This window comes from Mammaliicoccus fleurettii (genome assembly GCF_003970575.1).
Classification (GTDB): Bacteria; Bacillota; Bacilli; order Staphylococcales; family Staphylococcaceae; genus Mammaliicoccus; species Mammaliicoccus fleurettii.
The window spans coordinates 1-13746 of record NZ_RXWZ01000215.1 but is presented as its reverse complement, the minus strand read 5'-3'; the positions used below and the strand labels follow the sequence as shown (position 1 = coordinate 13746).

At 31.9% G+C, this 13746-nt stretch carries 13 protein-coding genes; 10 read left to right on the top strand and 3 right to left on the bottom strand.

The window, feature by feature from the left end; genetic code table 11:
• From buk to CD129_RS12550, 7 genes are all read left to right on the top strand, one after another.
• Positions 1-889: butyrate kinase (buk, locus tag CD129_RS12580; protein ID WP_256681918.1), on the top strand; the 889-nt coding region annotated here is incomplete at its 5' end.
• A gap of 11 nt (positions 890-900) precedes the next feature.
• A complete protein-coding gene (gene lpdA, locus CD129_RS12575) occupies positions 901-2313 on the top strand; it encodes a dihydrolipoyl dehydrogenase (RefSeq protein WP_107509681.1) in 1413 nt (470 codons plus the stop codon).
• Positions 2314-2327: 14 nt separating this feature from the next.
• Entirely contained in the window at positions 2328-3326 is a 999-nt protein-coding gene (locus CD129_RS12570; protein WP_107509682.1) for a thiamine pyrophosphate-dependent dehydrogenase E1 component subunit alpha, read from the top strand.
• Positions 3319-4302, top strand: a complete 984-nt coding sequence (locus CD129_RS12565) for an alpha-ketoacid dehydrogenase subunit beta (RefSeq protein ID WP_078356590.1) — start codon at positions 3319-3321, stop codon at positions 4300-4302. Before CD129_RS12570 ends, CD129_RS12565 begins: the two co-directional genes overlap by 8 nt.
• An 11-nt stretch (positions 4303-4313) precedes the next feature.
• Complete coding sequence (locus CD129_RS12560; protein ID WP_115337408.1) at positions 4314-5594, top strand: dihydrolipoamide acetyltransferase family protein; 1281 nt, start codon at positions 4314-4316, stop codon at positions 5592-5594.
• Between the two features lie 74 nt (positions 5595-5668).
• On the top strand, positions 5669-6106 hold the full coding sequence (locus tag CD129_RS12555; RefSeq protein WP_078356592.1) for a BrxA/BrxB family bacilliredoxin: 438 nt from the start codon (positions 5669-5671) through the stop codon (positions 6104-6106).
• Positions 6107-6124: 18 nt separating this feature from the next.
• Complete coding sequence (locus CD129_RS12550) at positions 6125-7090, top strand: aromatic acid exporter family protein (protein WP_107509684.1); 966 nt, start codon at positions 6125-6127, stop codon at positions 7088-7090.
• 106 nt (positions 7091-7196) lie between these two features.
• On the opposite strand, the gene prli42 is transcribed toward CD129_RS12550, so the two are convergent.
• Positions 7197-7298: a stressosome-associated protein Prli42 gene (prli42, locus tag CD129_RS13285; protein ID WP_157946502.1), complete on the bottom strand. Its 102-nt coding sequence runs from the start codon at positions 7296-7298 to the stop codon at positions 7197-7199.
• Between the two features lie 95 nt (positions 7299-7393).
• Between prli42 and CD129_RS12545 the strand changes: the two genes are divergently transcribed.
• A complete protein-coding gene (locus CD129_RS12545) occupies positions 7394-8509 on the top strand; it encodes a M20/M25/M40 family metallo-hydrolase (protein WP_078356594.1) in 1116 nt (371 codons plus the stop codon).
• 110 nt (positions 8510-8619) lie between these two features.
• A complete protein-coding gene (gene gndA, locus CD129_RS12540) occupies positions 8620-10023 on the top strand; it encodes an NADP-dependent phosphogluconate dehydrogenase (RefSeq protein ID WP_107509685.1) in 1404 nt (467 codons plus the stop codon).
• Between the two features lie 288 nt (positions 10024-10311).
• Here the strand turns inward: gndA and CD129_RS12535 are convergent, their stop codons facing one another.
• On the bottom strand, positions 10312-11172 hold the full coding sequence (locus tag CD129_RS12535; RefSeq protein ID WP_115337409.1) for an effector binding domain-containing protein: 861 nt from the start codon (positions 11170-11172) through the stop codon (positions 10312-10314).
• Positions 11173-11200: 28 nt separating this feature from the next.
• Entirely contained in the window at positions 11201-12685 is a 1485-nt protein-coding gene (gene zwf / locus CD129_RS12530) for a glucose-6-phosphate dehydrogenase (RefSeq protein WP_115337410.1), read from the bottom strand.
• Positions 12686-12879: 194 nt separating this feature from the next.
• Between zwf and rnz the strand changes: the two genes are divergently transcribed.
• Positions 12880-13746: ribonuclease Z (gene rnz / locus CD129_RS12525; RefSeq protein WP_126577759.1), on the top strand; the 867-nt coding region annotated here is incomplete at its 3' end.

The window sequence follows — 13746 nt, the reverse complement described above, 5'->3', positions numbered from 1 at the left end:
AACAACACCGCCTCTACAAGCTATAGATGCTATAGCTTGTAGAGGCGGTGTTTTAAAGCCGATAGAAGGTGGCACTTATTTAATAAATAACATAATGTATCATGATTTAAAATCATTTAAATATGGGTTTCATGCGTCTAATTTAAGTGGTGTTATAGGATATGAACTATCTCAAGAACTCAATATAGATTCTTATATTGTAGATCCTGTTGTAGTAGATGAATTAATTCCTGAAGCAAGGATAACTGGAATAAAAGGTATTGAAAGAAGAAGTATTTTCCATGCACTAAATCAGAAGTCCGTTGCTAAACAATATGCAGATGGAATTGGTAAAAATTACGAAGATATAAATGTCATCGTAGCTCATCTTGGTGGTGGTATAAGTATAGGCGCTCACAGAAAAGGTAGAGTTATTGAAGTAAATGATGGTTTATTAGGTGAAGGACCACTTAGTCCTGAAAGGGCAGGTTCTATACCAAATGATGCGCTATTAAAATGGGCGATTGACCATGACTACAACTCTATAGAAGCAAATAATGAACTGAGTAAAAATTCTGGCTTATTATCATACTTTGGTACTAATGATTGTCTTAAAGTTGAACAATTAATGGAAAATGGCGATAAAGCAGCGAAATTAGTATTAGATGCTATGTGTTACCAAATTTCGAAATCAATCGGTTCTTGTGCAGTTGTACTTGAAGGTCAAGTGGATCAAATTATTATTACAGGTGGCTTAAGTTATTCAAAATATATAATAAATAAAGTAAAACAATATGTATCTTGGCTACAAAATGTTACTATATATGAAGGTGAAAAAGAAATGCATGCCCTAAATGTTGGTGTTTTGGACCTCTTTTACGGTAAAATTAGTACCAAGTCATATGAATAAGGAGTAATACTATGTCTAAAGAATATGATTTAGTAATTCTTGGTGGAGGAACTGCAGGTTATGTATCTGCAATACGTGCTTCTCAACTTGGAAAAAAAGTAGCGATAGTAGAGAAATACAAAATTGGTGGGACATGTTTGCATAAAGGTTGCATTCCGACGAAATCGTATTTAAAAACAGCTGAAATTTTAAGATATATTAACCATTCGAATGAATATGGTATAAAAACAGCTTCAGCAGATTTTGAAATGACAGATATCGTTGCGAAAAAAGATGAAACAGTTTCAACTATGTACAGTGGTGTTCAAAGCCTGATGAAGAAATATAAAATAGATATTTATGAAGGGAATGGCACAATACTAGGACCTTCACTGTTTTCACCTCAAGCTGGAACAGTTTCCGTTGAGTTTGAAAATGGAGAATCAGAACTTCTTGTGAACAATAATGTGCTTATAGCAACTGGATCTCGACCTGTTGAATTACCATTTTTAAAATTTAATCATCATACAGTCGTTTCTAGTGACGATATGATGCAATTAGAAAGTTTACCTCATAATATTTTAATTATAGGTGGTGGTGTAATTGGTCTTGAATTTGCTTCATTATTGAATGATTTAGGAGTAGAAGTTACTGTCATTGAAGCAGGTGATTCTATCATTCCTAATGAGCAACAAGAAATTAGTAAGACAATTAAACGCTCATTTGAAGAGAATGGTATTAAAATATATGAAAAATTGCCATTGTCAGAAGAAAATATTCTTGTCCAAGATAATCATGTTGAAGTTCAGATTCAAGATAGTAACGAAACCTTTGATAAAGTATTGGTCGCTGTTGGTAGAACACCAAACACTGAAGAGCTTAGCTTAAACAATACTAAAATAAAAACTGATGATAAAGGCTATATAATTACGAATGATGTTTATCAAACTGATGATAAACATATTTATGCTGTTGGAGATGTAATTGGTAATTACCAATTAGCCCACGTTGCAACAAAAGAAGGGACAATTGCGATTGAACATATGTTCGATCAAAATCCAATTTTGTTAGACTATTTAACAATACCTAGATGTATTTATACAAATCCAGAGGTGGCTTCAATTGGCATGACTGAACAAGATGCTAAAAATGAAAACATTTCTTTTAAAAAATTTAAAGTGCCATTTAAAGCTATTGGCAAATCTGTAATTGAGAACAATGGATTAGGTGAATGTATTTTAATTAAAGATATTGAAAATGAAAAAGTGCTCGGTATTCATATGATTGGTGCTAAAGTAACAGAATTGATTAATGAAGCAGCTCTATTTACATTTATGAATGGCTCAACTGAAGAATTAGCAACTACTGTACATGCACATCCATCTATAGGAGAAGTGCTTATGGAATTAGGACTAAAATCTGAGAATCGTGCTATTCACGTCTAAAGAGGAGAGATTAGATGTTAGATTATAAGACTGTCGGATTAACGCATGAAGACTTAAAAGAAATTTATAAATGGATGTTATTAGGAAGAAAAATTGACGAAAGAATGTGGTTACTAAACCGTGCGGGTAAATTGCCATTCGTCATTAGTTGCCAAGGTCAAGAAGCAACTCAAATTGGTACATATTTTGCTTTGAAAGATGAAGATGTATTAGCACCTTACTATAGAGATTTAGCTCTAGTAACTGCGCGTGGTATTTCAGCTGAAGAATCTATGTTAGCTGCATTTGCAAAACAAGGTGATACGTCAAGTGGTGGTAAGCAAATGCCTTCACACTTCAGTAAAAAAGATTTAAATATCCTAACACAAGGATCATGTGTTACTACACAAGTGCTGCATGCAGTTGGAGCAAGTTTGTCATTAAAAATGGATGGCAAAAAAAGTATTGCTCTTGCGACTCTTGGTGAAGGTAGTACGAGTCAAGGTGATTTTCATGAAGCTATGAATTTTGCAGGTGTCCATAAATTACCTTATATTTGTATCATTGAAAATAATAAATACGCTATCTCAGTACCAAGTCACTTGCAATATGCGACAGATGACCTGTCGTCAAGAGCAGCAGGTTATGGTGCTTTTGGAGAACAAGTTGATGGTAATGACCCAATAGCTGTTTATGAAGCTGTTAAGCGTGCAAGAGAGCGTGCAATAAATGGTGAAGGACCAACCTTGATTGAAGCTCTATGTAGTAGGTTGACGCCTCACTCATCAGATGATGATGATAATTATCGTCCTTCAGATGAAATGAAACTTGAAAAAGAAAATGACTGTATGATTAAATTCAAAGAATATTTAGTTGAAAATGAAGTTGCTAATGTTGCGTGGTTTAATCAAATTGAAGAAGAAATTAAACAGGAAATAAATACTGCTACAAAAAATGCTGAAAAAGCACCTTATCCACTACCTGAAGAAGCTTTAACACATGTATATGATCAAGGAGGCGAAAAAAATGCCTAAGTTATCTTATCTTGATGCAATTAATCAAGCAATGGACCAAGCAATGGAAAAAGACAATAATGTATTTGTAATTGGAGAAGACGTTGGCCTTAAAGGTGGCGTATTTGGTGCTACTAAAAATCTATATAATAAATACGGTAATGGCAGAGTGTTAGATTCACCATTAGCAGAATCTAATATTGTGGGTGCTTCAATTGGAGCGGCTATGATGGGAAAAAGACCTGTAGCAGAAATTCAATTTGCTGAGTATATCGTTCCAGCGACTAATCAAATCATTAATGAAGCTGCAAAAATTAGATATAGATCAAATAATGATTGGGATTGTCCGCTTACGATAAGAAGTCCTTTTGGTGGAGGAATTCACGGTGCGCTTTATCATTCCCAAAGTATTGAAAGTATATTTTGTTCAACTCCTGGTTTAAGAGTTGTTATTCCATCAAGTCCATATGATGCTAAAGGCCTATTACTTGCATCAATAGAAGACAACGATCCTGTATTGTATTTTGAACATAAAAAAGCTTATCGATTATTAAAAGAAGAAGTACCTGAAGAATACTATACTGTGCCATTAGATAAAGCGGATGTTAAACGAGAAGGATCTGATATTACAGTGTTTACGTATGGCTTATGTGTAAACTATGCACTTCAAGCAGCTGAAATATTATCAACAGAAGGTATCGATGCTGAAATTGTGGATTTACGTTCAATATATCCATTAGATAAAGAAACTATTATTAATTGTGCGAAAAAGACTGGTAAAGTATTGGTTGTTACAGAAGACAATTTAGAAGGTAGTGTTATAAGTGAAGTTTCAGCTATAATAGCTGAAAACTGTTTGTTTGACTTAGATGCGCCAATAGCAAGACTTGCAGGTCCAGACGTACCAGCTATGCCATTTTCACCGCCAATGGAAGACTTCTTTATGATGAATCCAGAGAAAATAGAACAAAAAATGAGAACATTAGCTGAATTTTAGGAGGTTAAATTATGGACGTAAAGATGCCGAAACTTGGAGAAAGTGTTCATGAAGGTACAATCGAACAATGGTTAGTTAAACCCGGAGATACGATTGAAGAATATGATGCATTATGTGAAGTGATTACAGATAAGGTTACAGCTGAAGTACCTTCAACATATAGTGGTACAATTAAAGAAATCGTTGTCGAAGCAGGCGAAACTGTTGATGTTGGGACTGTTATTTGTCGTATGGAAGTAGAAGGCGATATTCCAACAGATGAAAATGTTGGTTATTCTGAAGTAGTTCATGATAGCTTACAAGTAGCAGAAACTGATCAAGAAGATAATGTTGCTAACAAAAATAATTCAGATAATAAATTAAATAATGGTCAATATTCACCTGTTGTATTTAAATTAGCAAGTGAAAACAACATTAATTTAGAGAATGTAAAAGGTACTGGCAACCTAGGTAGAGTGACAAAGAAAGATATTTTAAATGCGATTGAAAATGGTACGGTTGATGTATCTAACACTCAACAAAATGTTGAAGAAAAAACGACTGAAGTATCCAATGCGAGTTTCCAAAACGTATCAAACGAAAGTACAAATATACCTGGAGATTCTGTTCCTATAAATGGCGTAAGAAGAGCAATAGCTAATAAAATGGTTCAAAGTGTTAATGAAATTCCACATGCTTGGATGATGGTTGAAGTAGACGCTACAGATCTTGTTAAAACAAGACAGCATCATAAAACTTCCTTCAAGCAAAATGAAGGTTATAATTTAACATTTTTCGCATTTTTTGTTAAAGCTGTAGCAGAAGGTTTAAAAAAATATCCAATGCTTAATAGTACTTGGGCGAATGATGAAATTAAAATTCATAAAGATATAAACGTTTCTATAGCAGTTGCAAGTGAAGATAAATTATACGTTCCAGTTATTAAAAATGCAGATGATAAATCTATTAAAGGTATTGCAAAAGAAATAAATGATTTAGCTACTAGAGGTAGAAAACATCAACTCACTTCTCAAGATATGCAAGGTGGAACTTTCACTGTGAATAATACAGGTTCATTTGGATCTGTTTCTTCTATGGGAATTATTAATTACCCTCAAGCAGCTATTTTACAAGTAGAATCAATAGTAAAAAGACCAGTCGTTGTAAATGATATGATTGGCATACGCGATATGGTCAATTTATCTTTATCAATTGATCATAGAATATTAGATGGTTTAATGGCTGGTGAATTTTTGAAATATGTAAAAGAAAGAATACAAAGCATGACTGTTGAGAACACTTCTATATATTAATGAAAGCTTGTCATTGTTTTAACTTTAATTCTCCTGTAAAATAGACTTATCTATTATTACAGGAGGCTTTTTATATGGAAATGGATTTCAATTTATATATGAATGATGTAGTCAGTTCTGCTCGAAATGAGATTGAATCAGCAGGTTACAAACAATTAACATCAAAAGAAGAAGTTGAAGAAACTTTTAATAAACCAGGAACAACATTTGTGATGGTAAATTCAGTTTGTGGATGTGCAGGTGGTATAGCTAGACCAGCAGCTCAACACGCACTACACTATGATAAATTACCTGATCAATTAGTTACAGTATTCGCTGGTCAAGATAAAGAAGCTACAGAAACTGCTAGAGATTACTTTGAAGGTTATCCACCATCAAGTCCATCATTTGCATTTCTTAAAGATGGAAAAATTGTTAAAATGATTGAAAGACATGAAATTGAAGGACATGATCCAATGAGTGTTATTACAAACATTCAAGCATTATTTGAAGAACATTGTGCAGAATTATAAAGGATTGGTTAATTTCCTATGCAAATAAAACCGTATAGAATTGGTTATAGAACTTTAAAGACTGCCTTAGGGATGACATTAGCTGTCATCCTTTCTCAGTTAATAGGATTAGATAATTACGCTTCAAGTGCAATTCTCGTTGTACTTTGCATTAAAGATACAAGGATCAAGTCTTTTGAAGCAGCTATATATCGTTTTATAGCGTGTTTCATAGCGATAATGATAGGATCTGTATTTTTCACATATTTAGGTAGCACACCTATAATATTAGGGATAATGGTTTTATTATTTATTCCAGTCACAGTTATGGTAGGCGTTCAAGAAGGAATTGTAACGAGTTGTGTTATAATTTTACATTTATACATGGCTAAAACAATTGATTTTCACTTAATCATAAATGAAATTTTATTACTAATTATAGGTATCGGTATTGCATTAATCATGAATATGTTTATGCCTAGTTTAGATCATAAACTCAATCAATATAAAAGAAAAATTGAAGATGACTTTATTATTATTACTTTTGTATTTAGTGAAGCCTTAAAAGACCCTAACAAAAAAATAAATACACCTTCATTTGATCAAGTATCTCAAAATATTAAAAAAGCTAAATCATTAGCGTTCAGAGAAGTTAAAAATCATTTTGTTAGAAATGAAAATTCTTACTATCATTATTTTGATATGAGACAAGAACAACTCTCATTATTGAAACGCATGAAAAATTTGATTGAATCAATGCAACACAGTAATCACGCTCATTATTTATGTAGTGAATTAATGCTTGATGTTTCTCAGAATGTTCAAAGTAAAGATTACTCATTAATGAGATTGCATAGTTTATACGAAATAAAAATTAAATTACAATCTATAGACTTACCTAGAACTCATGAAGAACTCGAAAGTATAGCAGCACTCATTCAATTATTAAATGAAGTTGAGGAATATTTATTAATCAAATCACAATTTGGTAGTTTGAAAAAATAGTAAGTTTATAAGTTAATATTTAAAAAAAATCACCCAATCCGAAAATGAATTCAATGGATTGGGTGATTTATTTTTAGAAAGATAATTATATCTCGCTATTTTTAGTTTATGATAGTAGAAATGGCAAAACACCAGATAGTACTAATGCTGCAACTATTGCTACTAACATTACTATGATGACTATTTTACGAACTTTCTTGTTTAGCATGGAAACCCTCACTTTGAACAATAATTTTGTATATATTTATTAACTATTATACACTAGTTAATGTGATATTTAAATAAATGAAATGAGGGACCATCATGATCAATGAAGAAAGATTACTTAATACATTCTTAGAATTAATAAAAGTTGATTCTGAAACTAAAAATGAAAGAAAAATTGCTGACTTACTTAAACAAAAATTTACTGAACTAGGTTTAGAAGTTAAAGAAGATGATTCAGCAACTGAAACGGGTTATGGGGCAGGAAACCTAATATGTAAATTAAAAGGTCAGGATAGTAGCAAAACTCCAATTTATTTTACAAGCCATATGGACACAGTAACTCCTGGGAATAATATTGAACCGGAACTACGTGAAGATGGTTATATATATTCAAAGGGTGAAACAATCTTAGGATCAGATGACAAAGCTGGATTGGCAGCGATATTAGAAGCAATCAAAGTTATGCAAGATGACAACATCAAGCATGGAGATATTGAATTTATCATTACTGTTGGCGAAGAATCAGGACTAGTAGGTGCTAAAGCATTAAACCCTGAAGACATAAATGCTAAATTTGGTTATGCAATTGATGCTCCTGGTAAAGTTGGAACAACAGTTGTTGCAGCTCCAACTCAAGCTAAAATTGAAACAATTATTAAAGGAAAAACTGCTCATGCTGGATTAGAACCAGAAAAAGGAGTATCTGCAATAAATATTGCTGCTAAAGCTATTAGTCATATGAGTTTAGGAAGAATTGATGAAGAAACGACTGCTAATATTGGTAGATTTGAAGGTGGTACAGCTACTAATATCGTTAGTGACCACGTATATATACTTGCAGAAGCTAGATCATTAAATGACGAAAAAATGAATCAACAAGTATCACATATGAAAGAAGCTTTTGAAAAAACAGCAGAAGAATTTGGTTGTACTGCTGAAGTAAATGTACAAATCATGTACCCAAGCTTTAATTTATCTGAAAAAGATGAAGTTGTAAAATTAGCTATTAAAGCGTCAGAAAAAATAGGTCGTCAACCAGAACTTGTAAAATTAGGTGGCGGTTCAGATGGTAATATTATAAGTGGATTTGGAATACCTACTGTAGTATTAGGTGTTGGATACGAATATATTCATACTAAAAATGAACGTATGCCAGTTGAAGAATTACAAAAAATTACAGAGCAAATAGTCGCAATATCTGAATTAGCATAAAAAACACTAATGTAAACGTATTCATTTAATTTTAAGGTGCTATAAGACGCGAAACCAATTCAAATTATGTTAAAATATACTAGAAAATGAAAAAAAGTGAGGTTAATTTCATGACACAACAAATAGGCGTAGTTGGTTTAGCTGTAATGGGTAAAAACTTGGCTTGGAATATTGAATCACGTGGCTACTCAGTCTCAGTATATAACCGTTCTAAAGAAAAAGTCGACCAAATGGTTGAAGAATCAAAAGGTAAAAATATACATCCGAACTATTCTATTGAAGAATTTGTAGATTCATTAGAAAAACCAAGAAAAATTTTACTTATGGTAAAAGCTGGTGAAGCAACAGATAAAACGATTGATAGCTTATTACCATTATTAGATAAAGGCGATATTCTTATTGATGGTGGAAACACGAACTATTTAGATACTATTCGTAGAAATCAATTCTTAGACGAGAGTGGAATAAACTTCATCGGTACTGGCGTTTCAGGTGGAGAAGAAGGTGCATTAACTGGACCTTCAATCATGCCTGGTGGACAGAAGGAAGCTTATGATTTGGTAGCACCAATTTTAGAAAGTATTTCTGCAAAAGCATCTGACGGATCACCATGTGTGACATACGTTGGACCAGATGGTGCGGGACACTATGTGAAAATGGTGCATAACGGTATTGAATATGCAGATATGCAATTAATTGCAGAAAGTTATGACTTAATGAAACGTGTATTACACATGGATCATAAAGAAATTGCAGAAACATTTAAGTCATGGAATACTGGCGAATTAGAAAGTTATCTTATCGAAATTACTGGTGAAATCTTTAACAAATTAGATGAAGATGGAACACCATTAGTTGAAAAAATTATGGATAAAGCTGGACAAAAAGGTACTGGTAAATGGACTTCAATTAATGCTTTAGAATTAGGAATTCCATTGACTATTATTACTGAATCAGTATTTGCTAGATTTATTTCATCATTTAAAGATGAAAGAGTTAAAGCAAGCACTGCATTTAATCCAGAAGTTACAGAATTCGATGGAGATAAAGAGGCATTCTTAGAACAAATCAGACAAGCACTTTATATGAGTAAAATTTGTGGTTATGCTCAAGGGTTTGCTCAAATGAAAACTGCGAGTGAAACAAATAACTGGGACTTGAAATTAGGCGAATTAGCTATGATTTGGAGAGAAGGTTGTATCATTCGTGCTCAATTCTTACAAAAAATCAAAGAAGCTTATGATAATGATAAAGATTTAACAAACTTATTATTAGATCCATACTTCAATGATATTGTTGCTAAATATCAAGGTTCATTAAGAGAAGTGTCAGCAACAGCTATAAAAGCTGGTATTGCAACACCAGGTTTCTCTTCAGCTATAAACTATTTCGATAGTTATAGATCAGAAGATTTACCAGCCAACTTAATTCAAGCACAACGTGATTACTTTGGTGCACATACTTATGAGCGTAAAGATAAAGAAGGTATTTTCCACACTGAGTGGACTAAATAAATAGAGTTTGGAACATATTTCCTAACTCAAAATAAATAAGCATATCACTAAACTGATTTTTTAAAGTTTACAGTGATATGCTTATTTTTTATAAAATACTACGATTTTATACGTGCATGCTTGCCTAGGGTATGGTTCGAGCCTGTAGTCTCTCACGCATACTATTCCCTCAGGCGTCAGCACTACAAAATCGTGATAAATAATTATTTTTATACAAAAAAGCACTTTCGAATAATTTAATTAATAATAAAAACTAAATTAACGAAGTGCTTTCACTTATCATTTTGATTAATTCAATCTTTTATGATCGATTGGAACCCATAGTTGTACTTTTGATATTTCCTGATTAAAGTTAACATCTAATGGGTACACTTCTACGTAAAAGTCATCATGCAAATAGGGCATTTTAAGTTGCCATTGATTTTCAATATGGTGCCAAGCTTCACTTACTACAAAATCTAATTCACCTTGTAAATTAAATGTTGCGAAGTGATGTCCAGGTAAATAATAATTATCTAAATGACCTGGGTAGCGATCACTAGGAACACCCACAAATACTTCTAGTCCATCTATAAGTGGTCTTCTAACAATAAATAATTGATGGGGTTTTACATCATTATATTTAATGAAATCTTCGATATATTTATTTTCTAATAACATTTCTAATAAATCAGGTATTAAAAAATGATTATCTAGTTCGTTTGAATGATAATGATGATTCTTGCCAACTAATTTTAAATCATCTTTATACTGTAATGAATAATTTAAAGGTTCCGTCTCAGTTGCTGTTAACTTTATAGATACACGTTTTTTGATTTTTAACATAGATTGATGTGTCTTTGTTTGTAAAGGACTTATACCATGATATTCATTATAATCATGTGCGAAAGCGTTAGCGTCTTTATAGCCATACTTAAGTGCAATATCTAGTATTCTTGAGTGACCGCTAAGAATATCAAAAGCCGCTTCTGTCATTTTTCTCGCATTTTGATATTCAATAGGTGTCATACCAATCACCATTGTAAATGTTTGATTCAAATGAAATGGTGATTGGTCTACATGTTCACTTAAAGTTTGCAAATCAATATTGCTCAGTAAATGGTCTTCTATGTACACAATCGCTCTCTGTAAAACTTTAATTACTTCCAATGTTCAGTCACTCCTGTTGGTAGAAAGATTAGTTAATATCGTCCCACCATTTAAATCCATCAATAGACAATAATAGCTGACTTTTTATTGGTCCATTAGTGCCAGCTCTATAATTTGGGAATGGTGCTTTATCATTGTCCCACACATTTTGTATTACATCTACATATTTCCATGTAGCTTTTAGTTCTTCCCAATGAGTGAAGTTGGTAGCATCACCTTTAAGACAATCAAATATTAGATTCTCATATGCATCGACAGTGTTCATTTTATCTTGAGCACTCATTGAATATGATAATTGTACTGGTTCAGTTTCAATGCCTTGAACTTGTTTTTTAGCATTTAAATGTAATGATAAACCTTCATTAGGTTGTATGTTGATAACTAATAAATTTGATTCTAATTCTGAATCACGGTCATAATATAAGTTCATAGGTACTTCTTTAAATTCAACAATAACTTGAATACCTTTTTTCTTCATTCTTTTACCAGTTCTAATAAAGAATGGTACGCCAGCCCATCTAAAGTTATCGATTAATAATTTACCTGCAACGAAAGTAGGAGTGTTAGAATCATCTGCCACTTTCTCTTCTTCTCTATAACTTTTAACTTGTTCTCCATCAATTTGACCTTTGTCATATTGTCCTCTAACAAAGTTTTGTTTTACTTCTGATTCATTTAGAGGTCTTATAGAACGTAAAACTTTTACTTTTTCATTTCTAACGTCTTCACTATTTAAACTAATAGGGGGTTCCATTGCTAATAAAGCTACCATTTGTAACATGTGATTTTGGAACATATCTTTAAGTGCGCCACTATTTTCATAATAGCCTCCACGATCTTCGACACCTAAAATTTCAGATGAAGTTACTTGTACGTTTGAAATGTATTTATTATTCCATAATGGTTCAAACATAGCATTAGCAAATCTTAACACTTCAATGTTCTGAACCATATCTTTGCCTAAGTAGTGGTCTATTCTATATATTTCTTCTTCTTTAAATGAACGTCTTATTTGTATATTTAATTCTTCTGCAGATGCTAAATCAGTACCAAAAGGTTTTTCTATAATTAATCTTTTAAAACCATCAGTCTCAGTTAAGCCAGATGATTTTAAGAAGTCGGTTACAGTTCCGAAAAATTGAGGTGCCATAGCTAGATAAAATAATCTATTGCCTTCTAATTGATATTTAGAATTTAATTCATTTGAAAAAGTTAATAACGCTTCATAACTAGAAGGGTCACTCACATCATGTGATTGATAAAATACATGTTCCATAAATACATCTAATTTATCTGTATCTTGAACATGCTTTTCTACTGAAATTTTAATTTCATTTCTGAATTTTTCAGTAGACCAATCTCTTCGTCCAACACCAATAATTGCAATGTGGTCATCTAGTTGGTTTTGTTGATATAAATGAAAAATAGATGGGAATAATTTACGATGACTTAAATCACCTGTTGCCCCAAATATTGTAATTAAACATGGGATATTTTTAGTTTCGGTTGTCATTTATTTACCTCGATTCTCTAACTTTGTTGCTTTTTACAATATCATTTATTATAACATGTTACTAATTGATATTCTTCAATTTAAACTGTTAATTTTCAATTTATTCAGTAATTTGTATAATAACAGGTTTATTTATGTATTTTTATAAATCACAGTTAAGAACATGTTATAATAATTTCGTAAGGAGGAAGACAATGGAACTAACATTTTTAGGCACAAGTGCCGGACTGCCGACTAAAGAAAGAAATACACAATCTATTGCCTTTAATTGCCTTCCACATGAAAATCAAATTTGGTTATTTGATGTAGGAGAAGCAACTCAGCACAGAATATTGCATACAGGCATAAAGCTGGGTAAGGTAAGTCACATATTTATAACGCACTTACATGGTGATCATATATTTGGATTACCTGGATTATTAACGAGTCGTTCCTTCCAAGGTGGTAAAGATAAACCGTTAACGATAATAGGGCCAAAAGGAATTGCAAAATTTATTCATACGGCTCTAGAAATATCACAATCAAATTTAAATTATCAAATTACAGTAAATGAGTTTAATACAGAAACTGAATTAAATGTAGATAGTTTTCATATTCAAGCTTTGCCTTTAAAGCATGGTATTTTATCTGTTGGTTATAGAATTACAGCACCAGACATAGAAGGTAAATTAGATGTAGAAAAGCTTAAGGCTTTAGGTATTGAACCTGGCCCAAAATATCAAGAAGTTAAAGCTAATGAAACATTCGAATATAATAATCAAACTTATCAATCAAAAGATTTCAAGGGACCAAAGAAGAAAGGTAAAGTTATCACGATATTTGGAGATACTATGCCTTGTCAAAATGAACTAATTCTAGCTAAAGATGCAGACGTAATAGTGCATGAAACGACATATATAGAAGGCGATAAAAATTTAGCTAATTCTTATTTTCATAGTCATATTGATGATGTATTTCAATTAATGAGAGATGAAAACGTTAAAAAAGGATTGTTCACACATTTATCTAATCGATATGAACTAGAAGATATAAAAGAAATAGAACAATCCTTAATAAAAAAT

Bases quoted from the DNA above. Each gene is read 5' to 3' on its own strand.
- lpdA (WP_107509681.1), top strand. From the start codon at position 901: ATGTCTAAAGAATATGATTTAGTAATTCTTGGTGGAGGAACTGCAGGT.
- CD129_RS12570 (WP_107509682.1), top strand. From the start codon at position 2,328: ATGTTAGATTATAAGACTGTCGGATTAACGCATGAAGACTTAAAAGAA.
- CD129_RS12565 (WP_078356590.1), top strand. From the start codon at position 3,319: ATGCCTAAGTTATCTTATCTTGATGCAATTAATCAAGCAATGGACCAA.
- CD129_RS12560 (WP_115337408.1), top strand. From the start codon at position 4,314: ATGGACGTAAAGATGCCGAAACTTGGAGAAAGTGTTCATGAAGGTACA.
- CD129_RS12555 (WP_078356592.1), top strand. From the start codon at position 5,669: ATGGAAATGGATTTCAATTTATATATGAATGATGTAGTCAGTTCTGCT.
- CD129_RS12550 (WP_107509684.1), top strand. From the start codon at position 6,125: ATGCAAATAAAACCGTATAGAATTGGTTATAGAACTTTAAAGACTGCC.
- prli42 (WP_157946502.1), bottom strand. From the start codon at position 7,298: ATGCTAAACAAGAAAGTTCGTAAAATAGTCATCATAGTAATGTTAGTA.
- CD129_RS12545 (WP_078356594.1), top strand. From the start codon at position 7,394: ATGATCAATGAAGAAAGATTACTTAATACATTCTTAGAATTAATAAAA.
- gndA (WP_107509685.1), top strand. From the start codon at position 8,620: ATGACACAACAAATAGGCGTAGTTGGTTTAGCTGTAATGGGTAAAAAC.
- zwf (WP_115337410.1), bottom strand. From the start codon at position 12,685: ATGACAACCGAAACTAAAAATATCCCATGTTTAATTACAATATTTGGG.